Consider the following 26,998-nt stretch of genomic DNA (forward strand, 5'->3'; position numbering starts at 1 on the left):
GGTCAACGGACCTGGAAAGGGAATCCGGTACTTTTATTTTGCCGGAAAAAGTCTTGATCTGTTCCCGGGAATATTGCACTAAAAATGGATGGGGGGTATTTTTTATACGGATATGATTTATTTCTGTCTTTCTCTTTATGCCAGGAGACTGTAAATTCCGGGGGAATATTATCTTTGCAGAAAAATGGAGTAATGATTCCTATCAGAAATAACGACTTATTTACTTTCACAACCCCGTCTTCTTTCAGTTTACCCAAACATTCCGGGCGGCTTTATATCCCATTGAAAAAATGGGAATTCTTATGTCATACTTTGTATTTAAAAAAATATCCCTTTTTATTAGGTCCGAAAGGATGTGGCAAATCTTCGGTTGCCCGTGAACTGGCTGAAGCCATGGGAATGGATTATTATGCATTTAATATGGGGCAGGCTTTTAAACCGAAAAAAATGTTTATCGGAGGATTGATTATCGGAGACAGTGGAAAAACAGAAGCGGTACGGTCTGAATTTTTTAAAGCTTTTATTTCTTCCCGGCCTACATTAATTTTTTTGGATGAACTTACGCGTACGCCGGCTGTGGCGGCTAATTTTTTGATGACGGTATTGGATCGCCAACAGTCTTACCTCTACGATGAAGACTCCGGGAAACGATATAACAAAGGTGAACAGGTTTTGTTTGCAGCTGCCGGCAATACAGGTTTTGCTTATGTGTCGGCCCAGCGGTTGGATACGGCTTTTGAGGACCGTTTTGTTAAAACCCGCTTGGATTATCTTTCTCCGGCCGAAGAGACAGCTTTACTGATGCATGAAATAAAAAATATTTCCCGTTCAGAAGCTTCCCGTCTGGCTGAAGTGGCTCGTCTTTTGAGACTGGGGGAAGAAAAAGAAGTATTGAGTGTTTCTTTGTCTACCCGCCAGGTTTTGGATGCAGCAGCTTATCTTCCTTTGGGCTATACGTTACAGGAAATTGTGGAAGAAGTTATTCTTACGAATTATCTGATTTCCGGAGAAGAAACCATTGCCCGTTCTTTATTGCAGACGTTATGAGCGATTTAACTTCCGGCTATTTGGAACGAATATTTGAAGATCAGTACATTGAACGGGAATGGTGGGGAGATTTTCCTGTCCCGTCCGCCTTGATCGGGAAAAATATTCACTTTAAATCCCTTTCCGACCTGACGGCTGTAAGTGCAAAGATAGCCTTGTATTTACTGGGAGAAATTCCTTCTATTGTATTGTCCAATAAGGCCCCTTGTCTATCGGCAACTCCCTCAAAAATCGCACTTAATATTAAATTGTTGCGTCTGAATCTCCCTGAGAATATCAAAACAGAGGCTCTTTTCGGATGTTTTATCCATGAATTAGCGCATGCTATGTATACCCGCAGAGACTGGGAAGCTGCCGGACAGAAATCTTATCCGAAGTCCCTAAGCGGTTTTATACATCTTATTGAAGACAGAAGGGTGGAATCCAGACTAGTACTCGATTTCCCGGGATATCACCATTTTTTATATACTGCCCGCCGTTTATTTGCATCAGTCGGTTGGGAAGCTATTGAAAAACGCATCGGCTTTTACGGAGGAATACATCCGGAAAATGACGGGGCAGGTACGGAGGGTACAGAAGCTTTGTGTGATTACATATCTACCTTTATATTATATCCCCATATACTGGAAGATCCTTTTTATATAAAAGATATATGCGCTTTCCCAGGAAATGAAAAGAAAATAGAGGAAGTCGGGCGCGTGCTGAAAAAGATCCGGAATTACGCTGCTCTTTCTTTTCCGGAAGTGGAGGAACTGGCAGAGGAATTAACCCGTATTACAGGTATCCGGGATATTTATTACGAAGATTTCTATTTGAAAGAAATGAAAAATGCCCTAAGAGGTATGGAAAACTATAAGTCGGATCAGGAGGTCCGGTTGGCAGAATCTGTTATCCGGTGTATGCAAAAAACATTTAATCCGGAAAAACAATATACGTATTTACCTGCCGGACATCCGGCAGACCATCATTCCCAGACGGCAGAGAGAACATTTGTACATCAAATCCGGGAAACCGAAGCCAAATCCGGGGAAATATCGGAAACTATTCTGAATAAAGCCCGTGAACTGGCCTCAGGCATACAACTTCAGTTGTCTATGTTTTCCGCAAAAACGGATAAATACCGGATTTTGTACGAACAGGATGCCGGCGAATTGGATGAAGAAGAATTATATCAGTCCCGTTTTAATAAAAATATTTTCTGGGAAGAATCGCCTTTACCTGCGGTTTATCTGGAAATTGTCATTCTCCTCGACCTGTCCGGTTCTATGATTACAGGAGATAAAATCCCTATGCAAATTACATTATCTCTGGCTTTAGCACTGGCTTTCGAAAGATATGCGAACCGAATCAGTTATTCTATATATGGACATCGTTGTGATGAAGAAGGAATAGAGATTACTTGTTTCCACAAAAGGGGAACTCCTTTTAAAATTCATAAGTTATTTTCCCAGGAAGCGAATCATGCCAATGCGGATGGTTATGCTTTAGACTATTGTCTGAAGAAATTCCGGACAGAGGCTCCTCACAAATTGTTTTTGATGATTTCAGACGGGACACCTTCTGTTGTAGGATATGAAGGAGAAGATGCAAAAGAACATGTAAGGCAGGTAGTAGATGAGGCGAAACGACAGCATATAGAAGTACTTTCTTTAGGGATCGACAACTTCGATCAGGAAGATATGTATGACGAATTTATCCCTTATTCCGGTATAGAAACGGCAAACCGTTTGTCAAGATGGCTCAGGCGAAAATTTATTTCTTTTGCTGATGAAATTACTTTTATCCTATTTCTCTTTTTTTTCTCTTCGCTGTCCCTCGGGCACATATAATATAAAAATGGCAGGGCGTTTATTTATATCCGGGATTTTCCCTTGCCAGGACCTGACGGGAAGAGTTTCTATGTATTCATTTTCTGTGGTCAAATCACAGGCAATACACAACAGGGTAGAAGGGGAAAGGGTAGTTAGTATTTCCTGAAAAAGTTTCAGATTCCGGTAAGGAGTCTCAATGAATATTTGGGTCCGGTTCTCCTGGGCCGACTGTCTTTCATAAGTTTTCAGGGCCTTTGTGCGTTCGGGGGATTTTACCGGAAGATAACCATTAAAAGAAAAATGCTGCCCGTTACAACCGGATGCCATAAGGGCCAATACTATGGAAGAAGGGCCTACCAAGGGTATAACTTGATAAGCACGGGCATGGGCCAGCGCAACCAATTCTGCCCCCGGATCGGCAATCCCGGGACAACCGGCTTCTGAGATAATCCCGACATCTTCTTTTTCCAGCCACTCCAGGCAAGATTCAATTTCGCGGGGAGTGGAATGTTCATTCAGATCCAGAAAAACAAGTTGGCCGACATCTATAGCCCGGTCTATTTTTTTCAATAAACGACGTGTATTTTTAGGGTTTTCCGTTGCAAAAACCTTCAGCCTTTTTAAGACCTCCATTACTTTCAAAGGTAAAACAGCTGAAAATTCTGTTTCCCCTAATACATTGGGCAATAAATAAAGTTTTCCCATACCTGATTCTTTGGGACAAAATTAGTAAAAAGCCCTGAAATTTTTCTTTTCTTTCAGAAAAAGAGCTAAGTTAAATCCTTTTTATCAAAATTTGCGTGGCTTTAAAGAAGGAGATTTCCACATTATTTTTATCTTTGTGAAAGGAATTGAGATTCAGAAAATTTTATGAAATTAACAATATTAGGGAGTGGGACTTCTCAAGGTATTCCGGTTATTGCTTGTGAATGTGATGTTTGTAAATCGGAAGATCCAAAAGATAAAAGATTGAGGTGTTCGGCTATGCTGGAGATAAACGGTAAAAAAATTATTATCGATGCCGGTCCGGATTTCAGATATCAGATGTTAAGGGCAGGAGTGAAGGATATCCGGGCTATTTTATTGACACACGGCCATAAAGATCACGTTGGCGGATTAGACGATGTCAGGGCTTTCAATTGGGTAAAACACGGAGCTGTAGATATTTATGCTGATATTCGTACAAAAGAAATTGTTTTCAAAGATTATTCTTATGCTTTCAGTGAGTACCGGTATCCGGGAGTACCGGAAATGAATGTACGGTTAATGGACCGCGCTCCTTTTTTTATCGATGAAATTGAAGTACAACCGGTAATCGTGATGCACCATAAATTACCGGTTACGGGATTCCGGATTGAAAATTTTGCTTATATTACAGATGCAAATGTTATTCCGGAAGAATCGATGCAAAAGTTAAAGGGTGTGGAATATATGGTTATCAACGCATTGCGAAAAGAAAGTCACTTATCTCATTTTACGTTAGCACAGGCAATAGAGGTCGTGCAAAAATTGAAAGTCAGGGAAGCCTGGATTACCCATATCGGTCATCAGATGGGAAAAGCTGCAGAGGTGACGAAAGAAATTCCCAAAAACATACATTTAGCATATGATATGATGGAAGTGAGTTTCTGAGATTAGGTTAAAGTTTACGGTCTTTTTTGTCAGAAATCTCATTGAATTTATTACATTTGTGGGATTTTAGCAATAATTACCTGAATGAAGGGATAAATAATTGTTTTATAATCGATTAATTGCAAATTTGAATAGATGGAAAACGGCGGAGAAAAAATCATTAAGATTAATATAGAGGAAGAAATGAAATCATCCTACATTGATTATTCAATGTCGGTGATTGTCTCACGTGCCTTGCCTGATGTGAGAGACGGAATGAAGCCTGTGCACAGAAGAGTACTTTATGGAATGAATGAATTAGGGGTTACTTCCAATAAGCCCTATAAAAAATCTGCCAGGATAGTAGGAGAAGTAATGGGAAAATATCATCCTCATGGAGATAGTTCCGTATACATGACGATGGTCCGTATGGCACAACCGTGGTCTTTACGTTATCCTTTGGTAGACGGGCAGGGGAACTTCGGTTCTGTAGACGGGGATAGTCCGGCTGCCATGCGTTATACAGAAGCCCGTATGAAAAAGATCGCTGAGGAAATGCTGGCAGATCTGGATAAGGATACGGTAGATATGGCCCCGAATTTCGATGAATCTTTGAAGGAGCCGACTGTATTGCCTTCTAAAATCCCGAATTTACTGGTCAACGGAGCTTCGGGTATTGCTGTCGGAATGGCAACCAACATGGCTCCTCACAACATCAACGATGTGGTAGAGGCGATCTGTGCTTATATTGACAACAACGATATCGATATCGAAGAACTGATTAAAATTGTCAAGGCTCCGGATTTTCCTACGGGAGGTACGATATACGGTTACAACGGAGTGAAAGAATCATACCGTACCGGAAGAGGAAGAATTATCGTTCGTGCAAAGACTTCTATTGAAGTGACGCCCACAGGACGTGAGAAAATCATCGTTCATGAGATTCCTTACCAGGTGAATAAACTGGAATTGATACTCCGGATAGCAGATCTCATTAACGAAAAGAAAATTGAAGGTATTTCCAATGTCAATGACGAATCGGACCGGAACGGGATGCGGATTGTAATTGACGTGAAAAAAGATGCCATTTCCAATGTCGTATTGAATACATTACTGAAACATACGGCTTTGCAGACTTCTTTCGGAGTAAACAATGTGGTTTTGGTGCACGGACGTCCTAAATTATTGAATCTGAAAGATTTGATTTACCATTTTGTAGGACACCGGCACGAAGTGGTGACCCGGCGTACCCAATTTGAACTGAGACAGGCAGAAAAACGGGCTCATATTCTGGAAGGCTTGATTATTGCCTGTGACAATATAGATGAGGTGATCCGCATCATCCGTGGTTCTAAAACGCCGGAGGAAGCGAGAAATACCTTGATGGAACGCTTTAGCCTGACCGATGTACAAGCTTCTGCTATTGTCGATATGCGACTGAGGCAGCTGACCGGCCTGGAACAGGATAAACTGAGGGCAGAATACGAAGAAATTGAAAAACTGATTGCTCATTTGCAAGAGATACTGGCAAGCGTTGAATTACGTATGGAGATCATTAAGAATGAGTTGATCGAAATGAAACAATTGTACGGGGACGAACGCCGTACAGATATAGTTTATGCTTCGGAAGAATTTAACCCGGAAGATTTCTATGCAGATGAGGAAATGGTAATTACTATTTCCCATATGGGATACATAAAACGTACTCCTCTGAGCGAATATAAAGTGCAGAACAGAGGAGGGGTAGGTTCTAAAGGTTCTGCCACCCGGGACGAAGATTTTCTGGAACACATGATTATGGCCACCATGCACAACACTATGCTTTTCTTTACAGAGAAAGGAAAGTGTTTCTGGCTGAAAGTATACGAAATTCCGGAAGGAACCAAACAATCGAAGGGACGGGCAATCCAGAATATGCTGAATATAGAGCCGGATGACAAAGTGAAAGCTTATATCAATCTGTTGGATTTAAAAGATACGGACTATATCAATAGTAACTATATTGTTTTATGTTCCAAAAAGGGAATTATTAAGAAGACAACCCTGGAAGCGTATTCCCGTCCGCGGCAGAACGGGGTGAATGCGATCACCATAAAAGAGGGGGATCAGTTGTTGGAAGCCAAGTTGACAAATGGAGAAAAGGATATTATGCTGGCCGTAAAGTCCGGAAAGGCGATCCGTTTCCCGGAAAACAAAGTTCGTCCGATGGGACGTACGGCTTCCGGAGTGAGAGGAATTACCTTAGGGAATGAAGATGATGAAGTAATAGGAATGATTTGCATAGAACCGGAAAAAGCCAATGTGCTGGTCGTTTCCGAAAATGGATATGGAAAACGTTCTGATATTGAGGATTACCGGATTACAAACAGGGGAGGAAAGGGAGTGAAGACCCTTAATCTTACAGAAAAGACAGGTGAATTGATCTCTTTGATCGACGTAACCGACGAAGATCATCTGATGATTATTACGAAATCCGGTTTGACAATTCGATTAGAAGTTGCATCTTTGCGGGTAATGGGACGAAACACTCAGGGAGTAAAATTAATTAATCTCAGAAACGACGATGCCATTGCCGCTGTAGCAAAAGTTTCAGCTTCCAGGGAAGAAGAAAAAGAAGGAGGGGAGAATACAAGTGAAGAAGAGACCGGTTCAGAAGTTTAATTGCTGTTGTGAAACAAATTACGCGTTTTTAACGTGAAACTGAAATATAAATTAAATAAACATGTACGTATGAGAAAATTAACTTTTATTATGATTTTACTTTTTTGTGCTACAGCAACATATGCACAGAAAGGAAAAGTAGCACAAGCTAGCAGTTACTTGAGTTCCGGGAAATTGGACGAAGCTAAAAAACTGATAGATGAGGCGATTACGCATGAAAATTGTGTAAATGATCCTAAAAGTTATTTCGTAAAAGGTCAGATTTATCAAGCTATTTATGAAAGTCCTCTGCCTGACTATAAAAAGTTGGATCCAAACGCTTTGGAGGTAGCCTGGGAAGCTTATCAGAAAGTTCAGCAACTGGACGAAAAAGGGAAATTTCCTAAAAAATTGAAAGTGCAATATGAAAATTTGGCGATTGATTTTGCTAACAGAGGAGTAGAATTTTATACTACGGAAAATTTTCAGGGCGCCTTAAATGCATTTAAAAAAGTATTGGAAATTGAAAAATCCCCGATTATAAATAATCCGGCTGTGGATACTGCTATTATTTTCAATGCCGGTCTGGCTGCTCAGAAAGCAAATCTGTATCAGGAAGCAGAAAACTATTACAAAGAAGCCTTGAAATACAATTATGAGCCGGCCAAAACATACGTTATGTTAGCCAGTGTTCTGAAAGAACAAGGTAAGAGTGAAGAGGCCCTTCAATACCTGCAAAAAGGATATGAAATAGCTCCGAACGATCCCTTTACATTGGTAGAATTAATTAATTACTATCTATTGGGCGGAGAACCGGAAAAAGCTGAAGTTTATCTGGATGCAGCCATTAAGCAAGACCCCAACAATCCTTCCTATTACCGGGCAAAAGGTACTTTATACGAAAAAATGAAACAGCCGGAAAAAGCTGAAGGCATGTACGAAAAAGCATTGTCGCTCGATCCGAAAGATTTCAATTCACAGTATTATTTAGCTAATTTGAAGTTAAATGCTGCCAATGAGCTGAACAAAGAGGTGTTCGCTATCGAAGATGCCGATGAATACAACCGGGAAATTCAAAAAGTATACGCTGCATACGCCAATGTAATCCCTTATTTTGAAAAAGCATTGGAATTACAACCGGGAGAAAGAAATACGATGACTATTCTGAAAGAACTTTATTTCAGACTTCGTTCTACAGATCCTGTATATCAGCAAAAATACGACGATATGCAAAATGCTTTACAGCAACAAGCAGAATAAACTGAAATCAGGGAGGGGAAAGGATATCCCCTCCTTTTCATTTTTAATATTACTTTACATAATATAAATTATAGGACAAACATTTTTTTATAATTTTTCAGATTAGAAAAACGATGACCCCAGAATTTATTATATTTGCGCAAATATAGTAAAAGGTAAATATAGCGAAGATGCAGAATAAAATCGTTATTGTTACCGGAGCGTCGTCTGGAATTGGGAAAGCACTGGTATATGGCTTTGCTGCCCAAGGTTGCAAGATTGTAATGGCCGCCCGGAATATGGATAAGTTGTCATTTATAGAGCAAGAGTTACGTGCTCAGGGAATTGAAATCATTTCGGTACAGACGGATGTGTCGCAGGAAACAGATTGCAAGAATCTCATTGATCGGGCGTATCAGCAATTTGGAGGCATTGATATATTGGTGAATAACGCAGGTATATCCATGCGGGCTCTGTTTGAGGACTTGGATCTGGATGTACTTCGCCGCCTGATGGATGTTAATTTCTGGGGTACCGTTTATTGTAGTAAATACGCTCTTCCTCATTTATTAAAGAGTCGCGGAAGTCTGGTGGGAATCATTTCCATTGCAGGGTTTATCGGTTTACCCGGACGGACCGGCTATTCAGCCAGTAAATTTGCCATGCGTGGTTTTTTAAATACCCTGCGTATTGAAAATTTAAAGAAAGGTCTGCATGTATTGGTGGCAGCTCCCGGGTTTACAGCCACTAACATCCGAACGACAGCACTGGATGCAGCGGGTTGCCAGCAAGGGGAAAGTCCCCGGGATGAAACGAGTATGATGTCGGCAGAAAAATGTGCTTCATTGATTATTAAAGGAATACGAAAGAAGAAAAGGGAAATTATCATGACTTTTGTAGAAGGGAAATTAACTGTTTTCCTGAATAAATGGTGGCCCCGTCTCGTGGATAAGCTGGCTTATACCCATATGGCAAAAGAACCTAATTCTCCATTTAAATGAGCATTAAAAGGCTGAAAACAAACTTTGAATATAAATATCTTTACTACTATGATCCGAACAATATTGATGGTGTGTGTGCTATTATTCAGTACAGATCTTACTTTTGGACAATTGATTTGCCCTGAGGAGGTTCAGCCTATTCCCCTGCCTCTCCAGCCGCTTGTGTCCCCTCATTCTCTTTTCCCCAAAGATTTGTCGTATTTAAAACGGAAACTGAAAAATGCAGAAATAGAAAATCCGGCAATCCGCTATACCGTTCAATACCTTGAAAATAAGAAATATGCCGATAAGGAATTAAATAAAGCCTTAAATACATTGATTCAGTATGTGGAGAATGATTCCTTGAGGCGTATGGTCCATTATCTGCGGGATTATATACAAACTACCGGAGAAAAAGAAGAAGCTTTAAATAAAATACAGACAAAGCTGATGTTTGACAGTGTCGCTTTATATACAAGGCATGCCCATTTACTGACGACGGATTATCATACTTATATGAATTCCGATTTGTCTACTTTAGCCAATTATGTCCGTAACGATTCAAATTATATATGGTTAAAAGACATCAGCCGGGATTCAGTATTACTGGAAGTCCTGAATGTAGCGGACAGTTCTGTGCAGTTTTGGATCAATAACGGACGTACTGAATTCCATCGTTTCTGGGCCATTAATAAAACCGGAGACTCGATTGGTACCTGGATAGAAGCTGCACCTCCCGGTAATAATATACGGGTATATGTTGACGATAATGTTTACCAGGCTAAAATATATACAAAAGAGAACAACCCCCGGGAATTGAATTATCAGATGGGGAAAAAATATTTTGATATTCACCAGATAAAACCGGGAAAATTACACCGTCGTTACTGGACTTATTATTCTGAAGTAGAATTGGCCATGGGACAAGGTTATCTGGCCAATTGGTCGAGCGGTGGCGAGAATTCCTTATCTGTCCTCAGTAATATCCGTTTTTTTGTCAACTACAATAAAAACAGAACCAGCTGGGAAAATTTTATGCATTACCGTCTGGGATTTTTGAAAAGCGGAGATCAGGGTTTACGTAAGAATGAAGAAAAACTGGAATTGAATTCGAAATTAGGACATCAGGCTTTTAAAAACTGGTATTATACCACCCAGTTAAATATCCAGACCATGATTTTCAATTCTTACGAGTATTCTGATAATGAAAAAACGTTGGTAGGAAACTTTATGAGTCCGGCCTATTTTACGCTTTCTTTGGGTCTTGATTACAAACCCAATGAGAATTTTTCTCTTTACCTCTCTCCCATTGCCGGAAAATGGACATACGTACGGGATACTTCTGGTATAGATCCTACACGTTACGGAGTAGACCTGGGAAAAAAATCCAAGGGGGATGCCGGTGCCCGGCTGGAATTGCGGAATAAATTCAATTTGTTTGAAGTAATAGATATCCGGAATGAATTGATCTTATTCAGCAGTTATTACAATTCACAACAGGCTTTTACAGCTAATTGGCAAGTGCAGATCGATTTTAAAATAAACTATTTTATGCGGGCTTCGATATATACGAATGTCGTATACGATGAAAACTACTCCAAAAAAATGCAGTTTAAAGAAAACCTGAATCTGGGTGTTAATTTTAGATTTTAAACTATGATAAATTTTGATAATAGTGAAATCGGAAATATTGTGATCCACAAAGTTGGAAATAAATACGAAGGAGGTGAGCTGACAATTTCAGACAATTGTTTCCTGCCCGACGACCCTGATGTGATCAGTTTATTAAAAAACTATTTTCTGTCCCCGTTTAAAAAGGATGCCTTTTACAATTTTCTGCCTTACGGGGAAGATTTGGGAAATAATCCTGTATATGCAGCTGTAAATACAATTTTTACTGATAACAGGGAATTTTATACCCAATCCGTAGCGATAGCCGAACAACTTTTTGAACAATCCAACAATCCCAATATCAAATCCGGTGAGCTATATATCGTTTATTTCCGGAATTGTAATATTGAAGAAGGACTTTGCGATGCTGTCGGTATTTTTAAGTCGGAAAACAAAGATACTTTTTTAAAGATCATTCTGAACCAGAATACTTATCAGCTGAAAAGCGAATCGGGTATTAATATCCGGAAATTGGATAAGGCTTGCTTAATCTTCAATATCCATCCGGAATCTGGCTATAAAGTTTCCGTAATCGATAAAACCAATCTCAAGGAAGCTATTTACTGGACAAATGATTTTCTGGGCTTACAACCCGGTAATGACAGTTATTTTCAAACGTCGAATTACCTGAATTTATGTAAAGATTTTGTCAAAGATATTTACAATAATGAAAACGATGTCCCCCGTGCTGATCAAATTGATATGCTAAACCGTTCGCTCAACTTCTTTAAGGAGGCAGAAGTTTTCTCTGAGGACCGTTTTAAGGAAGAAGTTGTAAAAGAGCCGGAAGTTATCAATGCCTTTGAAAACTTTAAAAAACAATACGAAACTGAAAAAGAAATCCCTTTTCAGCAGACCTTTCCGGTATCTGACTATGCCGTAAAAGACGGGAAAAAATATTTCAGACATGTGCTGAAATTGGACAAAAATTTTCATGTGTATATCCACGGGCAACGGAAATATATTGAAAAAGGATACGATACGGCCCGGGATATGAATTATTACAAGCTTTATTTCCGGGACGAAGAATGAAAAAAATAATCCGTATTGCACTCCTCTTGTTTGTGCTTGCAGGTATAGCCTGGGGAACAGCCTATTATTTTATATACTGGCCCAATACGCAGGTAAAAGATAAAGGAATTATCTATATTCAGGAAGGAGATTCTTTTGATACAGTGTTGGAAATCCTGCAAAGCAAAGGATATATAGAAAATATGTATACTCTTCGCAAGGTGGCCGGATGGAAAAAATATCCGGAACGGATAAAATCCGGACGATACCGGTTGCAGGACAGAATGAGCAACAATGCCCTGGTGAATTTATTGCGTTCGGGGAATCAGGAAGCCGTAAATTTTACTTTTAATAATGTCCGGACTTTCCAGCAGCTGGCCGGTATTGTTGACCGTCAATTGGAAATGGATTCGGTTGTTTTTCTGGAAGCTGTTCAAAATCCGGAAATAACCAAGGAATTTGGATTTACTCCGGAAAATTTCAGGACGATGTTCCTGCCCAATACCTACCAAATATATTGGAACATTTCTCCTGCTGATTTTATTTCTAAAATGGCCGTAGAGTATAAAAGATTCTGGAACTCTAGCCGTCAGGAAAAAGCAAAAAAGACAGGGCTTTCTCCGGTAGAAGTAATCATTTTGGCTTCCATTGTGGAAGAAGAGACGGTAAAACCGGAGGAATACCCTGTCATCGCCGGCGTTTATATCAACCGTATAAAAAAAGATATCCCTCTGGCCGCCTGTCCTACCCTTAAATATGCGTGGGGAGATTTTAGTTTGCAGAGGATATTGACAAAACATACAGAAATTGATTCTCCATACAATACTTATAAATACACAGGGCTTCCTCCTGGACCGGTCCGTATGCCTTCCATACAGGTCATAGATGCCGTACTCAATTATCAGAAACACGACTATCTTTTTTTCTGTGCCAAAAGTGACTTTTCAGGGGAACATCATTTTTCGAGGACCTTGCGTCAGCATAACGAATATGCCCGTCAATATCACGAGGCTTTAAACAGGAGAAGGATCTATCATTGAATGTCCCGGATTTCTTCCCGAAGTCGTCCTGGCGAGGGAGTGCAAAGAATATAAATCAAAAATAATTTTTGCAATTCATACAAAAACATTATCTTTGCGCCGATAAAATAATTTTGTACTAATAATCAATTAATTATGTTGAATCATTACGAGACCGTTTTCATTACAACTCCCGTTTTATCTGAAATACAGATAAAGGAAGCGGTAGAAAAGTTCAAGAGTACCATTACGGAAAATGGAGGTACGATTGAACATGAGGAGGCATGGGGCCTTCGGAAGCTGGCTTATCCGATCCAGAAGAAAACTACCGGATTTTATAATTTACTCCAATTTGAGGCAGAAGGGGCCTTGGTAGATAAGCTGGAAACGGCTTACCGCCGGGATGAAAGAGTTATCCGTTTTCTGACCTTCAGATTAGACAAGTATGCATATGAGTATGCTTTAAAGAGAAGAAGTAAAAACCAAGAAAAAAAAGAGGAGAAATAAGCCATGGCACAGAATGAAAGTGAAATCAGATATTTAACTCCGCCTTCAGTAGAAGTTAAAAAGAAAAAATACTGCCGTTTTTTAAAGAGCAGAATTAAATTTATCGATTACAAGGATCCTGAATTCCTGAAAAAATTTTTGAATGAACAAGGAAAAATCCTTCCTAGAAGAATTACCGGAACTTCTCTGAAATACCAAAGGAAAGTGGCTACCGCAGTGAAAAGAGCGAGACATCTTGCTTTATTGCCTTATGTAACCGATTTGATGAAATAATTTAAGGAAGGAGGACAAAATGCAGATTATATTATTAACAGATATAGCAAACTTAGGTCATAAGGACGACATAATTAACGTAAAGCCGGGTTATGGTCGGAACTACCTTATCCCCCAGGGATATGCTATCCTAGCAACCGAATCGGCTAAAAAAATTGTAGCTGAGAATACCAAACAAAGAGCACATAAAGAAGCCAAACTGAGAGCAGAAGCTCAGGAATTGGCTACGAAACTCGAAACTTTGAAATTGACAATTGGGGCTAAGACCAGTAGTACAGGTAAAATTTTCGGTTCTGTTAACAGCATCATGATCGCTGAAGCTTTACAAGCCCAGGGATATGAAATTGACAGAAAGAAAATCATGCTGAAAGATATCAAAGAAGTGGGAACCTATTCAGCTGTTATTAAACTTCACAGAGATGTGAAAGTGAATGTTGAATTCGAAGTGGTTTCTGAATAATTAAATTGAGTCATTAACAAGACTTAAACGTATTTCCAAACATATCCAAACAAAAAGCATCCGTCAAAGGATGCTTTTTTATTGCCGTAATTTTCACTATCTTTGTAAACTGATGTACCTTTTCAGAAGAAGAAAAGGAAGAAGGTGTTGCAACAGATTGGTTATTGAAATGGAAAAGGAAAAACAATATATAGAGCTGAAGGGAGTCCGGGTACATAATCTGAAAAATATCGATTTAAAAATTGAGCTGAATAAATTGATTGTGATTACCGGCGTATCGGGTAGTGGAAAATCATCTCTGGCATTTGATACATTGTATGCGGAAGGCCAACGAAGATATGTTGAGAGTCTGTCGGCTTATGCAAGACAGTTTTTAGGGAGATTAAATAAACCGGAATGTGATTATATCAAAGGCATTCCACCAGCTGTGGCGATTGAACAAAAGGTAAATACCTCCAATCCCCGTTCTACAGTAGGAACTTCTACAGAAATATATGATTATATAAAATTGCTTTATGCACGAGCGGGGCAAACTTTTTCTCCGGTATCCGGTACAATTGTGCAACGGGATTCGGTTGACAGTATTTGTACTTATATTTTGGAGGGACACGAGGGGAAAACTGTCATCATTATGGCCCGGCCGGAAAAACTGCAGGAAAAAGAGAATCTATCTCTCTTGTTGAATCAGGGGTTTAGCAGAATCAAGTGCGGAGATCAGTTTTTACGGATTAACGATGTAATTGATAATCTCTCTCTGTTAGACACTAAGGAAGAAATTTATCTGGTAGTAGACCGGATTTCCATCAATTCGGAAAGGGATACCCAATCCCGCATTTCTGAGTCAGTGGAAACGGCTCTCTATGAAGGTAACGGAGAGTGTCTTATCGAAATAGACGGAATACTGCGGTCTTTTTCAAACCGGTTTGAAGCCGACGGAATGACGTTTCAGATTCCTTCTGTCAATATGTTTAGTTTTAATTCTCCCATAGGTGCTTGTCCAAAGTGTGAAGGTTATGGCAGAGTATTGGGAATAGATGAGGATTTAGTTGTCCCCAACAAAGCCCTGAGTGTGTATGAGGATGCCGTCATGTGCTGGCGCGGGGAAGTGATGAGCGAATGGAAGCGGGATCTTCTCCAAAACGCTCATTATGTGAAATTTCCCGTACATACCCCTTATTACGAATTAACTTCAGAGGAGAAAAAACTGCTTTGGAACGGTTGCCGGTATTTTCACGGAATCTACGATTTTTTTACTTATCTGGAATCCAAAAAATACAAGATTCAGAACCGGGTAATGATTGCCAGGTATACCGGCAAAACAAAATGTCCGGATTGTAATGGTACGCGCTTAAAACCGGAAGCTACTTATGTAAAAATTGACGGAAAATCCGTACCGGAGCTGGTCGAAATGCCTGTAGATGAGCTGAAGCAATTTTTCGATCATTTGACTTTAACCGATTATCAGCAAAAAGTAGCGGAACGGATATTGCCGGATATTCGCAGCCGTCTTGAATTTTTACAGGAAGTCGGATTAGGTTATCTGACCTTAAATCGTCTCTCTTCTTCTCTTTCCGGAGGGGAATCCCAGCGCATCAATCTGGCAACTTCTTTGGGGTCTGCACTGGTCGGTTCCCTTTATATACTGGATGAACCCAGTATAGGTCTGCATTCCAGGGATACAGAACAGCTGATAAAAGTCCTGAAAAGATTGAGGGATCTTGGAAATACGGTTATCGTGGTAGAGCATGATGAAGATATTATCCGGGCTGCAGATGAAATTATAGACATCGGTCCTTATGCCGGCAGACTTGGCGGAGAAGTCGTATTTCAGGGAAATATGGAAGATATGAAAAAAGCCCGTACCCTGACGGCGGGTTATATCTATGGCAAAGAGCATATTGAAGTCCCTAAACAACGTCGTTCTTTTTCCCGGAAGATTACGATCACAGGGGCTACGGAAAATAATCTGAAGAATATTTCTGTGGACATTCCTTTAGGGGTAATGACTGCAGTAACGGGTGTTAGCGGGTCGGGAAAGAGTACACTAATCAAGAATATACTGGTCCCGGCCCTACAGAAATACTATGGAGATTATTCGGACCGGACCGGCAGTTTTGATCAATTATTAGGGGATTTAAAAGCTTTGTCAGCAGTAGAATTTATAGATCAGAATCCAATAGGGAAATCGACCCGTTCCAATCCGGTTACTTATGTCAAAGCCTGGGACGATATCCGTAAAATATTTGCAGATCAGAAATTATCGAAACAACAGGGTTTTAAACCTTCCCATTTTTCTTTTAATGTACCCGGCGGACGTTGTGAAGAATGCCAGGGCGAAGGGATTATCAAAGTCGAAATGCAATTTATGGCCGACGTATATCTGGAATGCGAACATTGTAAAGGGCAGCGTTTTAAGGAAGATGTACTGGAAGTCAAATACAAGGAAAAAAATATATTTGAGGTATTGGAAATGACCGTTAATCAGGCTGTTGAATTCTTTTCTACCGGAAATTCTCATAGCGAACGGAGCATTGTGGAAAAGTTGCAAAGACTGGTAGACGTGGGCCTGGGATATGTCAAACTGGGACAATCTTCCAGTACGCTGAGCGGAGGTGAAAGCCAGCGGGTAAAGCTGGCCTACCACCTGAGCCGGGAAAATCCCGAACCTACCTTATTTGTATTTGATGAACCGACGACCGGTTTACATTTCCACGATATCCACAAGTTGATGGATTCTTTAAATGCTCTCCTGGACCGTGGACATACCGTATTGATCATCGAACACAATATGGACGTTATAAAATGTGCAGACCATATCATTGATTTGGGACCGGAAGGGGGAAAACAAGGAGGATATATCGTTTTTGAAGGACGGCCGGAAGAACTGATCCATTGCGAACAGTCCTATACCGGAAAATATCTGAAAGAAAAATTAAGATAAAGGAATATTAGGTGTGTCATGCGTAATACCAATAGTATGAAAAAAATAATCGATTTCATTGTAAAAGAAAATCGGAAACTCAATGAAAACATGTTTTTATTGAGTTTATATGCAGAAGAATTACCTCCGCTCCTGCCGGGACAGTTTGTAAACGTTAAGGTAGAAGATTCTCCTGCTACTTTTTTGAGGCGTCCCCTGTCCGTACACGATGTCGATGAACAAAACGGATTGTTATTTTTACTGATCAAAATAGCCGGTCCAGGTACTCAAAAACTCGCACAATTAAAGGCAAATGAAAAGTTGAATATTATACTTCCCTTAGGAAATTCTTTTTCTATACCACAGTCAGGGCGTTGTCTTCTGATTGGCGGAGGCGTAGGTATAGCTCCTTTATTGCATTTATCCAAAGAGATGCATAAAAAAGGGGTAACTCCCGATTTATTGATCGGAGTCCGTTCGAAAAAAGACATTGTGCTTGAAGAATCTTTCGGACGCTACGCCCGTTTGTATTATACAACAGAAGATGGTTCATACGGGGAAAAAGGATATCCTACCCAACATTCTCTTTTATCCGAACATTACGACCATATTTTTTGCTGTGGTCCGGATCTCATGATGAAAGCCGTTGCCAAACACGCTTCTGCCCATCATATTAATTGTGAGGTATCTCTGGAAAATTTAATGGCCTGCGGTATCGGGGCTTGTCTGTGTTGCGTGACGGACACAACCTCCGGCCATCAGTGTGTGTGTACAGCAGGACCTGTTTTTAATATAAAAGATTTGAAATGGCAGATTTAAACATTCACTTGAAAGGATTGGATTTAAAAAATCCGGTATTGACGGCATCCGGCACATTCGGTTACGGTTCTGAATTTCAGGATTTCATTGATCTCTCCCGGTTGGGAGGCTTTATCGTCAAAGGAACTACTTTAAATCCCCGGGAAGGAAACCCCTATCCGCGTATGGCAGAAACCCCGTCTGGAATGCTGAATGCTGTAGGCTTACAAAATAAAGGAGTGGATTATTTTATAAACCATATTTATCCCGGAATAAAAGGAGTATCTACTTCAGTACTGGTAAATGTTTCAGGGTCGACTATTTCTGATTATGTAGCTACTGCAGAGAAAATTAATGAACTTGTCCATATTCCGGGAATAGAACTGAATATCTCCTGCCCGAATGTAAAAGAAGGCGGTATGGCTTTCGGGACCCGTTGTTCTTCCGTTTCGGAAGTAGTTAAAGCTGTCCGTCAGGTATATCACAAACACTTAATGGTGAAATTATCCCCTAACGTTACGGATATTCAGGAAATAGCACTCACGGCAGAAGGCGAAGGTGCAGATTCCGTTTCTTTAATCAATACGCTTATGGGAATGGCCGTCGATATCCGAACCCGAAAACCAAAACTGAGTACTATTACCGGAGGATTAAGCGGACCTTGTGTGAAACCTGTCGCCTTGCGTATGGTATGGCAGGTTGCCAAAGCCGTAAAAATACCGGTTGTCGGATTGGGGGGAATTATGAATGCAGAAGACGCTATCGAGTTCTTTTTGGCAGGAGCTTCTGCCATTCAGGTAGGTACAGCGAATTTTACAGATCCCGGAATAACAGTAAAAATAATTAAGGGGATAAATGACTACCTGGATCAAAACGGTTTTCAAAAAATACAGGATATTATTGGATTAATCTGAATTTTATCCTTTTGTATAATCTTCAAAACTCCCGTCTGTAAAAAATAAAACAATTCGTTCTACTGTTTTACCTGGCGTAATGTCCGGTAAAGCAGTAGTAATTCCTTTAGTTGCCGCCGGAACAGCTATTTCACTTTCTGTTGCCTTTTCTTCTTTGGCTTTGCTCTTTTCTGACTGTTGTACAACAGTTTCAGATCCATCCGAAATTATCACAGATTCAGAAACCAGCATTTTGCCTTTTCCCATCAACAGCCAATCCATACTGATATCCGGAAATACCCTGGCAATATTTACCAGCACATCATATCCGGGTTTATTTCTTCCTTTTAATAAATGCGAAATCGCAGAGGGATTGACATCTATCATATTTGCGAATTTTGTAGCCGTAAGCCCCTTCTTTTCAATAAGTTCATTTAAACGTTCTTTCATAACTCTGAATCTTTGTAAAAATGTAATGCATACTATACAAAGTACCTCAATTGATATTACAAATGTAACAAAAATAAACTCAAAAATCAAATTACATTTGTAATATAAGATTGATTACATCTGTAATATATTTACGTCGGTTTTTTTGTAAACTCTGAATAATTGAAGTTCAAGACATTACTTAAATAAGCATATAATAGTTTAATAATCAATATTTAAAACCGATCCTACCCTATTTTGCAGTTTGTTTTATGATTAAATTTATTATTTATATAAATCTTATAAACATATGATTATAAAACACTTTATAAATATTATATTATAAATTTCCTACAAAAATAAGAACATTTAAAGGATATCCGCCTTTAATTCATAAATAAAAAAATTAAATAATTGTATATATATCACAGGTTTTCAATTAATTATGTATCAAACATAAATGAAAGTGATATCTTTTGAATTCCGGTTTGGTTTACATTTGTATACTTTCTTTCTTTAAACAAACTTGTTACAAATGTAATAGGGCTCTCTGCGATTTACCGGCCAAAAATCCGATTACAAATGTAACATGATTTTTTATAAATCCCGAACTGTTTTTTAGACGGTACTTTGACTGGTTATTTGTAAATTGTACGATTCTTATTATATTTGAAAAAATAATAAAATTGAATAATTTATGACGATAAAAGAAAAACTGGCTGCTTTAAGGAATATCATGGACCGGGAAGGTTTAGATGCTTATATTGTTTCCGGAATTGATCCGCACAACAGTGAATATTTACCGGAGGCCTGGCAACAGCGGAAATGGATATCCGGTTTTACCGGTTCGTATGGTACAGTTGTCGTAACCAGAGAAGAGACAGGTTTGTGGACCGATACCCGCTATTTTATTCAGGCCGGGAAGGAATTGGAGGGAAGCGGTATCCGGATGCACAAATTGAGGGTACCGGAAGCGGTAGATTATCCCGAATGGTTAAACAGTATACTTCCGGAAGAATCGAAAGTCGGAATTGATAGTTTTTGTATGACTGTCGGAGAGGTCGAACGGTTAAAACAACTGTTTACTTCCAAAAAAATTCAGGTTGTGGAAAAAACCGATTTACTGGGCGAAATTTGGTTGGACCGGCCTGCTCTTCCGGATGCTCCCGTATTTTTATTGGATGAAAAATATACAGGACAGTCTACAGTACAAAAAATTCAGTGTGTCCGGGAGGATATAAAAGAAAAAGGTGCAGATGCCATTCTTTTCAGCTGTCTGGACGAAATCGCCTGGTTGTACAACATAAGAGGAAACGATATTCCCTATAATCCGGTTGTGATCAGTTATGCCTTGGTCTCTTCCGAGCAGGCCTGGCTGTTCGTAAAACCTTCTAAAATTCCGCTGGAGGTCAAGCGTTCATTGGAAGATGCCGGGGTGGAAATTCGGGATTATCACCATTTATTTCTTTTCCTGGAGGAATGGAAAGACCGGAAGAGAATAAGCCTGGACACTTCTACATTGAATTTTGCCGTATATCATAAAATTGCAGTTTCTCACGAGATCATAGCAGCCAAATCTCCGGTCGTCCTTTGGAAAGCAGTGAAAAATTCCACGGAAATAGCAGGTTTCCGGAAAGCCTGTCAGCAAGACGGGATTGCAATGACCCGATTTTTTTACTGGTTGGAAAAGCAAATAGAAAAACAGCCTGTTTCCGAAACGGAAGCAGCTGCAAAACTCACCGCTCTGCGGCGGGAAAACCCGGATTATATTTCCGACAGTTTTCACACCATTTCCGCTTATGGTCCCAATGCAGCTTTACCACACTATTCGGCTCTGCCAGGAAAAGATACATTGCTGCAACCCAAAGGTTTGTATCTGGTGGACTCCGGAGGCCAGTATTGGTATGGTACAACGGATATCACCCGTACCGTGCCGCTGGGAGAATTGACCCCTCTGGAAAAAGAAGATTACACTCTTGTGCTGAAAGGAATGATTGGCCTAAGCAGATGTATTTTTCCACAGGGAACTACCGGAGCAAACATTGATATCATTGCCAGGCAGCCATTATGGAATCATTTTAGGAATTTCGGACATGGGACCGGACACGGGATCGGACATTTTCTATGCGTACACGAAGGACCGCAGGATATTCGTCAAAGCTGGAGAGACCAGGCCCTTTTACCGGGTATGGTGACTTCCGACGAACCAGGCATATACCGGGAAAATGCTCACGGTGTAAGGCATGAAAATATTATAGCTTGTTATCAATTGTGTGAAAACGAATTTGGAAAATGGCTCGGTTTTGAACCACTAACACTTTGTTATTTCGACACATCAGCCCTGGTAATTGAATTATTGAGTGAAGAAGAAAAAGAATGGCTGAATGAATATCATCAAAAAGTGTATGAATTAATTGCTCCTGACCTTCATCCCGAAGAAACAGCCTGGCTCCAAAAGAAAACAAAAAAAATTTAAAAAAGATTGCGTCATTCTGGAAAGGATGACGCAACCTTTTTGGATGTACTGCATCTTATCAACAGCTATCGATGTGTAAATTGGACAACATAATAGAGAAATGTAAAAAAGGTGATCCGAAGGCTGCCGAAGAGCTCTATAAACTATTCGCTAGCCGGATGTTTGCTATATGTCTCCGATATTCACAGGATAGATCTGAAGCTGAAGATCATTTGCAGGACGGGTTTCTGAAAGTGTTTGAATCGATAGCACAATATTCAGGCAGAGGCTCTTTCGAAGGCTGGATGAAAAGGATTTTTATTCACATCATATTTGAGAAATACCGGAAAAATAACAGAATGATGGTCGTGGAAGAGGTTCCGGAAAGGACAGTAACGGATGTGGAAGAGAATATTTATATTCCGGAAGATATTCTGTTCGGCTTTATAGAAGAATTACCGGAAAGATACAGGCAGGTTTTCCAGCTTTATGCGATCGATGAAATGCAACACAAGGAAATTGCTGCGTTAGCAGGTATAAGTGAAGGGACTTCAAAATCTAATTTGGCCCGGGCAAGAGATATACTGAAAAGGAAAATTAAAGATTACCTGAAATATGAGCACTAATATAGATTCTTTATTTAAAAAGGCATACCAAAACAGGCATGCTGAGCCGCCAGCTTATATTTGGGAAAATATAAACCGACAACTGCAAGTCAATAAAAGAAAAAGAAAAATTATCCTGTGGCGTTACAGAACAGCTGCGGCCATAGCTTTGTTACTTGCTGTAAGCGGGATAGCAATTTTAAAAAATACTTCGGACACTGTCCCTGTGTTTTATTCCTCTTCTGTCCGACCGGTAAATAAACTGGAATATATCCTGCCTGAATCCCGGTTAGCCGTTATTGTCCCGGCTGTTTACAAAGTATCTGCAATTGAAGAACGGGTTCCGCAAAAACGTACCGTATTTTCTGAAATAATCCCGGAACGTTTGGATGAAGAAAAAGTTGCATCGCTTACTTTTCATGGCCCTTCTATTAATTTAAAGCAAAAAGACTATATTCCGCTGGTCAATAAACAATCTTATAAAACTTTACAGCTATACAATCAAATTTTAGAAGCAGAGCAGTCCGATAAAAAATTTGCATTGCTTCCCGGTAAAAAGACAAAAATTTTACTGAGTGGGCATATCGCTCCCGGTTATGCTTCCGGAATTTATAATTCTCCGGATGCACAAAGTCAGGCTTATAATTTTCCCAAGAACCAGATGAGCGGTATATTTAATTTAAGCGGAGGAATGAAAGTAGCTATTATTCCTCACAAACGTTTTTCTATACAAACGGGGATTATGTATACCCGTATGGGACAAAAATCCGGAGAGAGCCGGGCCTATACTTATATGGATAATAGTAAAACCCCGGGATATATTTTGTCTCCGCTAGGGGCTGTGAATAAAAAAGTTACCAAATCTCCTCTTGGTAATATCAAGAGCAGAAGTACAGCAGAAGTTGTCGGGTCTCCCAGTTTTATCACCACAAAAGACGGTAGCAGCAGTGAAATAGAACAGGTATTCGATGCCCTGGAAATTCCGATAGCTGTAAAATATTACCTGAACAATAGCAAAATCCGGTTTAGCGTATTGGCCGGTTTCAGCGGAAGTTTTATCATCAGCAACAAAGCGTATCTGACTCGTGAAAATAGCAGGGAATACATCGGCAGTACGGAAAATATCCGGAATTTCAATATCAGTACCGACTGGGCTATCGGAATCGAATATCCAATCTCTCCCAAAATCAAAGTTATGCTGGAACCGGGATTTCGTTATTATTTACAATCGATTAGTGAAGATGAAAATATTGATTTTAAACCTTATATCTTTTCCTTTTCCACAGGGATCGGCATTAATTTTTAAAAATATTTCCGGTTGAGAATTTCGCTATAAATAATCGCTTTTTTCCAATCGAAATCCGTCTCCTCTGTTTCTTCTTCAGCCTTTTTCGTCTTTTCTTCAGAAGCTGTATGCAAAGCGGCAAGTTTTTCATTGTAGTAATCGTCACTTTCTGTCGTCTTATAAGCCTCCATCCCACCTTTGTAATAATCAGAATACGTTTCAATCAGTACCGGATCAGTCCCGGTTTCCCTCTCTTCCTCCAGCCATTCTCCGTCATATTCTGTTTCCGCTGTGCTATCCGGATTTGGTTTTACGGGTTTTTTCTTCGACTGGGATCTTATAAAACCAATGCCTCCTACAATCAAAGTCATAAGGAGGTATATCCAGTCGGAAGTATTGTTATCGCTCATTTTCTGTCTTTTTAATTTACAGCCTGCTTTTCTTTGTCGTTCAAAAGTAGCATTTTTTATTTATACTCTTTACGTAAAAAACAAATATTCCTGTTGAATCAGAATTAAAGTTAATAATTTCATCTTTTCGCCCGCTACAGATAATACATAAATTATTGTAAATCATATATTAACCACCTGCGAAGCGTTCCTCTAATAAAAATATTACACTATCTGCGAATTTATGAAAAAAAAACGTTCTTTTTTTTTACCTTTGCGACGAAACGAAATTTACACTAATAAAATATCCGGATGAAAAGAGCATTAATCAGTGTTTTTGATAAAACGGGAATTGTTGATTTTGCAAAATCATTAAATTCCATGGGATGGGAAATCATTTCTACCGGAGGAACCTCTAAAAAACTGAAAGAAGAAGGCGTTCAAGTTCAAGATATTTCAGACCTGACAAAGTTCCCCGAATGTTTCGACGGCCGAGTAAAAACGTTACATCCTCACGTAGAAGGAGGAATACTGGCTGTCAGAGACAATGATCATCATCTCCAACAAATGAAGGAATTGGGAATTGAACCGATAGATATGGTCGTATGCAACCTTTACCCTTTTAAGCAAACTATTTTGAAACCTGGGGTTTCTCAGGAAGAAATCATTGAAAATATTGATATTGGCGGTCCCACGATGATTCGTGCAGCAGCTAAGAACTATCGTTTTGTAACGGTTCTGACGGATCCTGAAGATTACGGTAAAGTTATACAAGAACTTCAGGAAGAGGGAGACACTTCTTTGAAAACCAAAGAAATGCTGGCAGCTAAAGTTTTTATACATACAGCGCATTACGATGCATTGATTGCAAACTATTTTTCAGAACGTTTGCACATCCGCGAACCTAAAACGGTTACCCTTACTTTTGAGAAAAAGCAGACGTTGAGGTACGGAGAAAATCCGCATCAGGCGGCTGCTTTTTACACTGCTATAAAAGGAACGGAAGGCACTTTAACTGCTGCCCGGCAGTTACACGGGAAAGAGCTATCTTACAATAATATCGGAGACACTGACGGAGCCCTGGAAACATTAAAAGAATTCGAGGAGCCCACGGTCGTTGCAGCTAAGCATGCCAATCCCTGTGGAGTAGGCAGTGCGCCTACGCTTGCTGAGGCCTATAGAAAAGCTTACGAAGCGGACCCTGTTTCCATTTATGGGGGGATCGTAGCGGCTAACCGGGAAATTGACAGAGAAACGGCAGAAATGATGTCTCAAATCTTCCTGGAAGTGATTCTGGCTCCCTCCTTTTCACCGGAAGCATTGGAGCTTTTAACCAAAAAGAAAAATATCCGTTTGCTTCAGCTTGACAACATCCTGAAAACGGATAAATCGGCTTGTAAAGCCAAAACTGTATTGGGAGGCTTACTGATTCAGGATTTAGATACCCTTCTCCTCGCAGAAGAGGGACTAAAAGTAGTGAGCAAACGTCATCCCGATGAAAAGGAAAAGGAAGATTTGCTTTTTGCCTGGAAAGTTGTAAAGCATACCAAATCGAATGGAATTGCTATTGCAAAAGACAAATGCACGACGGGTGTCGGACCGGGACAAGTCAGCCGTATTTGGGCATTGGAAAATGCAATCCGGCAGGGAGGAGACCGGATAAAAGGAAGTGTCATGGCTTCAGATGCTTTCTTTCCTTTCCCGGATTGTGTGGAAGCAGCTTACAAAGCCGGTATCACGGCTATTATACAACCCGGAGGTTCCGTCCGGGATCAGGAATCGATCGAAGCCGCTGACAAATATGGGATTGCAATGATTTTTACAGGAATGAGACATTTCAAACACTAAATAAAGACATGGGATTATTTTCTTTTTTATCACAAGATATAGCTGTTGACCTGGGTACGGCCAACACCATTATAATAAACAACGATAAAATGGTTGTAAATGAACCTTCTATCGTAGCGATTGACCGCCGGACAGAAAAAGTTATTGCCATTGGGGAAAAAGCCCGGCAGATGCAGGGGAAAACGCATGACAATATCAAAACCATACGTCCTTTAAGGGATGGTGTTATTGCCGACTTTAATGCTGCAGAGCAAATGATCCGCGGTATGATTAAAATGGCCAATATTAATAACAAATTCTTTTCTCCTTCTTTACGCATTGTCATTTGTATCCCTTCGGGAAGTACAGAAGTTGAAGTACGTGCTGTACGGGATTCTTCCGAACATGCCGGAGGCCGCGACGTCTATATGATTTACGAACCTATGGCAGCAGCTTTGGGTATCGGTTTAGACGTAGAAGCTCCGGAAGGCAATATGATTGTGGATATAGGGGGAGGAACTACGGAAATTGCTGTGATCTCTCTGGGAGGTATTGTCACCAATAAGTCTATCCGTATCGCAGGAGATGACCTTACCGATGATATCCAGGAATATATGCGTCACCAGCACAATATAAAAATCGGAGAAAGAACAGCTGAAGAAATCAAAATTCATGTGGGATCGGCCCTTTCAGAACTGGATGAGCCACCGGCCGATTTTATTGTGCAGGGCCCGAATCAGATGACTTCCCTCCCGGTTGAAGTGCCGGTTTCTTATCAGGAAATAGCGCACTGTCTGGAAAAATCTATCTCTAAGATCGAAATTGCCATCCTGGGAGCTTTGGAACAAACTCCTCCGGAACTGTATGCTGATATTGTCAATAAAGGGATATACCTGGCCGGAGGCGGTGCACTTTTAAGAGGATTAGACAAGCGTTTGTCCGATAAGCTCAATATACCTTTCCATATAGCAGAAGACCCCTTGCGTGCTGTTGCCCGTGGAACAGGTATAGCTCTGAAGAATGTGGACAAATTCTCATTCCTGATCCGCTGATCAATCATTAATGTTGACGGCTGTTAAAAAGACAGATCGATTTGTTCTGCCTTTTCAACAGCCGTCGCAAGACAAA

23 protein-coding genes are annotated in these 26,998 nt (G+C 40.1%); 20 read left to right on the top strand and 3 right to left on the bottom strand.

The window, feature by feature from the left end:
• Positions 1-192 precede the first annotated feature (192 nt).
• Both Q0465_RS06370 and Q0465_RS06375 read left to right on the top strand, forming a co-directional pair.
• Positions 193-1,047 (top strand): AAA family ATPase, encoded by an 855-nt coding sequence (locus Q0465_RS06370; RefSeq protein WP_298614202.1) that lies wholly within the window; start codon positions 193-195, stop codon positions 1,045-1,047.
• A complete protein-coding gene (locus Q0465_RS06375) occupies positions 1,044-2,876 on the top strand; it encodes a VWA domain-containing protein (RefSeq protein ID WP_298614204.1) in 1,833 nt (610 codons plus the stop codon). Before Q0465_RS06370 ends, Q0465_RS06375 begins: the two co-directional genes overlap by 4 nt.
• On the opposite strand, the gene Q0465_RS06380 is transcribed toward Q0465_RS06375, so the two are convergent.
• Positions 2,832-3,563 (bottom strand): SAM-dependent methyltransferase, encoded by a 732-nt coding sequence (locus Q0465_RS06380; protein WP_298614206.1) that lies wholly within the window; start codon positions 3,561-3,563, stop codon positions 2,832-2,834. The two genes, Q0465_RS06375 and Q0465_RS06380, sit on opposite strands and share 45 nt — an antisense overlap.
• Before the next feature lie 165 nt (positions 3,564-3,728).
• Between Q0465_RS06380 and Q0465_RS06385 the strand changes: the two genes are divergently transcribed.
• From Q0465_RS06385 to Q0465_RS06445, 13 genes are all read left to right on the top strand, one after another.
• The gene (locus tag Q0465_RS06385; protein WP_298614208.1) at positions 3,729-4,490 is read left to right on the top strand and encodes an MBL fold metallo-hydrolase; all 762 of its coding nucleotides are present in this window, start codon (positions 3,729-3,731) and stop codon (positions 4,488-4,490) included.
• 135 nt (positions 4,491-4,625) lie between these two features.
• Positions 4,626-7,130, top strand: coding sequence for a DNA gyrase subunit A (gene gyrA / locus Q0465_RS06390; RefSeq protein WP_298614210.1), 2,505 nt, complete (start codon positions 4,626-4,628; stop codon positions 7,128-7,130).
• 69 nt (positions 7,131-7,199) lie between these two features.
• The gene (locus tag Q0465_RS06395) at positions 7,200-8,369 is read left to right on the top strand and encodes a tetratricopeptide repeat protein (protein ID WP_298614212.1); all 1,170 of its coding nucleotides are present in this window, start codon (positions 7,200-7,202) and stop codon (positions 8,367-8,369) included.
• Between the two features lie 170 nt (positions 8,370-8,539).
• Positions 8,540-9,349, top strand: coding sequence for an SDR family oxidoreductase (locus Q0465_RS06400; protein WP_298614214.1), 810 nt, complete (start codon positions 8,540-8,542; stop codon positions 9,347-9,349).
• Positions 9,350-9,397: 48 nt separating this feature from the next.
• Positions 9,398-10,981, top strand: coding sequence for a DUF3078 domain-containing protein (locus tag Q0465_RS06405; RefSeq protein ID WP_298614216.1), 1,584 nt, complete (start codon positions 9,398-9,400; stop codon positions 10,979-10,981).
• A 3-nt stretch (positions 10,982-10,984) separates the two neighbouring features.
• Positions 10,985-12,031, top strand: a complete 1,047-nt coding sequence (locus Q0465_RS06410; RefSeq protein WP_298614218.1) for a nucleoid-associated protein — start codon at positions 10,985-10,987, stop codon at positions 12,029-12,031.
• Complete coding sequence (gene mltG / locus Q0465_RS06415; RefSeq protein WP_298614220.1) at positions 12,028-13,050, top strand: endolytic transglycosylase MltG; 1,023 nt, start codon at positions 12,028-12,030, stop codon at positions 13,048-13,050. Before Q0465_RS06410 ends, mltG begins: the two co-directional genes overlap by 4 nt.
• Positions 13,051-13,188: 138 nt before the next feature.
• Positions 13,189-13,536 carry a 30S ribosomal protein S6 gene (gene rpsF / locus Q0465_RS06420; RefSeq protein WP_298614342.1) on the top strand — a complete coding sequence of 116 codons (348 nt, stop codon included), beginning with the start codon at positions 13,189-13,191 and terminating at the stop codon, positions 13,534-13,536.
• A 3-nt stretch (positions 13,537-13,539) separates the two neighbouring features.
• Positions 13,540-13,809, top strand: coding sequence for a 30S ribosomal protein S18 (gene rpsR, locus Q0465_RS06425; protein WP_009136073.1), 270 nt, complete (start codon positions 13,540-13,542; stop codon positions 13,807-13,809).
• Between the two features lie 19 nt (positions 13,810-13,828).
• Positions 13,829-14,269: a 50S ribosomal protein L9 gene (gene rplI / locus Q0465_RS06430; protein ID WP_298614228.1), complete on the top strand. Its 441-nt coding sequence runs from the start codon at positions 13,829-13,831 to the stop codon at positions 14,267-14,269.
• Between the two features lie 169 nt (positions 14,270-14,438).
• Complete coding sequence (gene uvrA / locus Q0465_RS06435) at positions 14,439-17,210, top strand: excinuclease ABC subunit UvrA (RefSeq protein WP_298614230.1); 2,772 nt, start codon at positions 14,439-14,441, stop codon at positions 17,208-17,210.
• A 36-nt stretch (positions 17,211-17,246) separates the two neighbouring features.
• Complete coding sequence (locus Q0465_RS06440) at positions 17,247-18,008, top strand: dihydroorotate dehydrogenase electron transfer subunit (protein ID WP_298614232.1); 762 nt, start codon at positions 17,247-17,249, stop codon at positions 18,006-18,008.
• Complete coding sequence (locus tag Q0465_RS06445; RefSeq protein ID WP_298614234.1) at positions 17,996-18,901, top strand: dihydroorotate dehydrogenase; 906 nt, start codon at positions 17,996-17,998, stop codon at positions 18,899-18,901. The genes Q0465_RS06440 and Q0465_RS06445 overlap by 13 nt, the downstream gene beginning before the upstream one ends.
• Before the next feature lie 3 nt (positions 18,902-18,904).
• Here the strand turns inward: Q0465_RS06445 and Q0465_RS06450 are convergent, their stop codons facing one another.
• A complete protein-coding gene (locus tag Q0465_RS06450) occupies positions 18,905-19,330 on the bottom strand; it encodes a helix-turn-helix transcriptional regulator (RefSeq protein ID WP_298614236.1) in 426 nt (141 codons plus the stop codon).
• A gap of 676 nt (positions 19,331-20,006) precedes the next feature.
• Between Q0465_RS06450 and Q0465_RS06455 the strand changes: the two genes are divergently transcribed.
• From Q0465_RS06455 to Q0465_RS06465, 3 genes are all read left to right on the top strand, one after another.
• Entirely contained in the window at positions 20,007-21,785 is a 1,779-nt protein-coding gene (locus tag Q0465_RS06455) for an aminopeptidase P family protein (RefSeq protein ID WP_298614238.1), read from the top strand.
• A 71-nt stretch (positions 21,786-21,856) separates the two neighbouring features.
• A complete protein-coding gene (locus Q0465_RS06460; protein WP_298614240.1) occupies positions 21,857-22,390 on the top strand; it encodes a sigma-70 family RNA polymerase sigma factor in 534 nt (177 codons plus the stop codon).
• A complete protein-coding gene (locus tag Q0465_RS06465; RefSeq protein ID WP_298614242.1) occupies positions 22,380-23,675 on the top strand; it encodes an outer membrane beta-barrel protein in 1,296 nt (431 codons plus the stop codon). The genes Q0465_RS06460 and Q0465_RS06465 overlap by 11 nt, the downstream gene beginning before the upstream one ends.
• Here Q0465_RS06465 and Q0465_RS06470 read toward each other — a convergent pair.
• On the bottom strand, positions 23,672-24,064 hold the full coding sequence (locus Q0465_RS06470; protein ID WP_298614244.1) for a hypothetical protein: 393 nt from the start codon (positions 24,062-24,064) through the stop codon (positions 23,672-23,674). The two genes, Q0465_RS06465 and Q0465_RS06470, sit on opposite strands and share 4 nt — an antisense overlap.
• Before the next feature lie 291 nt (positions 24,065-24,355).
• Between Q0465_RS06470 and purH the strand changes: the two genes are divergently transcribed.
• Complete coding sequence (gene purH / locus Q0465_RS06475; protein ID WP_298614246.1) at positions 24,356-25,891, top strand: bifunctional phosphoribosylaminoimidazolecarboxamide formyltransferase/IMP cyclohydrolase; 1,536 nt, start codon at positions 24,356-24,358, stop codon at positions 25,889-25,891.
• An 8-nt stretch (positions 25,892-25,899) separates the two neighbouring features.
• Positions 25,900-26,922: a rod shape-determining protein gene (locus tag Q0465_RS06480; RefSeq protein ID WP_009136110.1), complete on the top strand. Its 1,023-nt coding sequence runs from the start codon at positions 25,900-25,902 to the stop codon at positions 26,920-26,922.
• Positions 26,923-26,998 lie beyond the last annotated feature (76 nt).

Source organism: uncultured Odoribacter sp. (assembly GCF_937966165.1).
Lineage (GTDB): Bacteria > Bacteroidota > Bacteroidia > Bacteroidales > Marinifilaceae > Culturomica.

Coding starts and splice junctions, on each gene's coding strand:
- Q0465_RS06400 (WP_298614214.1), top strand. CDS start 8,540: ATGCAGAATAAAATCGTTATTGTTACCGGAGCGTCGTCTGGAATTGGG.
- Q0465_RS06380 (WP_298614206.1), bottom strand. CDS start 3,563: ATGGGAAAACTTTATTTATTGCCCAATGTATTAGGGGAAACAGAATTT.
- Q0465_RS06385 (WP_298614208.1), top strand. CDS start 3,729: ATGAAATTAACAATATTAGGGAGTGGGACTTCTCAAGGTATTCCGGTT.
- purH (WP_298614246.1), top strand. CDS start 24,356: ATGAAAAGAGCATTAATCAGTGTTTTTGATAAAACGGGAATTGTTGAT.
- gyrA (WP_298614210.1), top strand. CDS start 4,626: ATGGAAAACGGCGGAGAAAAAATCATTAAGATTAATATAGAGGAAGAA.
- Q0465_RS06470 (WP_298614244.1), bottom strand. CDS start 24,064: ATGAGCGATAACAATACTTCCGACTGGATATACCTCCTTATGACTTTG.
- Q0465_RS06405 (WP_298614216.1), top strand. CDS start 9,398: ATGATCCGAACAATATTGATGGTGTGTGTGCTATTATTCAGTACAGAT.
- Q0465_RS06445 (WP_298614234.1), top strand. CDS start 17,996: ATGGCAGATTTAAACATTCACTTGAAAGGATTGGATTTAAAAAATCCG.
- Q0465_RS06410 (WP_298614218.1), top strand. CDS start 10,985: ATGATAAATTTTGATAATAGTGAAATCGGAAATATTGTGATCCACAAA.
- uvrA (WP_298614230.1), top strand. CDS start 14,439: ATGGAAAAGGAAAAACAATATATAGAGCTGAAGGGAGTCCGGGTACAT.
- Q0465_RS06450 (WP_298614236.1), bottom strand. CDS start 19,330: ATGAAAGAACGTTTAAATGAACTTATTGAAAAGAAGGGGCTTACGGCT.
- Q0465_RS06480 (WP_009136110.1), top strand. CDS start 25,900: ATGGGATTATTTTCTTTTTTATCACAAGATATAGCTGTTGACCTGGGT.
- Q0465_RS06455 (WP_298614238.1), top strand. CDS start 20,007: ATGACGATAAAAGAAAAACTGGCTGCTTTAAGGAATATCATGGACCGG.
- rpsR (WP_009136073.1), top strand. CDS start 13,540: ATGGCACAGAATGAAAGTGAAATCAGATATTTAACTCCGCCTTCAGTA.
- Q0465_RS06440 (WP_298614232.1), top strand. CDS start 17,247: ATGAAAAAAATAATCGATTTCATTGTAAAAGAAAATCGGAAACTCAAT.
- Q0465_RS06375 (WP_298614204.1), top strand. CDS start 1,044: ATGAGCGATTTAACTTCCGGCTATTTGGAACGAATATTTGAAGATCAG.
- Q0465_RS06395 (WP_298614212.1), top strand. CDS start 7,200: ATGAGAAAATTAACTTTTATTATGATTTTACTTTTTTGTGCTACAGCA.
- Q0465_RS06370 (WP_298614202.1), top strand. CDS start 193: ATGATTCCTATCAGAAATAACGACTTATTTACTTTCACAACCCCGTCT.
- Q0465_RS06460 (WP_298614240.1), top strand. CDS start 21,857: ATGTGTAAATTGGACAACATAATAGAGAAATGTAAAAAAGGTGATCCG.
- Q0465_RS06465 (WP_298614242.1), top strand. CDS start 22,380: ATGAGCACTAATATAGATTCTTTATTTAAAAAGGCATACCAAAACAGG.
- rplI (WP_298614228.1), top strand. CDS start 13,829: ATGCAGATTATATTATTAACAGATATAGCAAACTTAGGTCATAAGGAC.
- mltG (WP_298614220.1), top strand. CDS start 12,028: ATGAAAAAAATAATCCGTATTGCACTCCTCTTGTTTGTGCTTGCAGGT.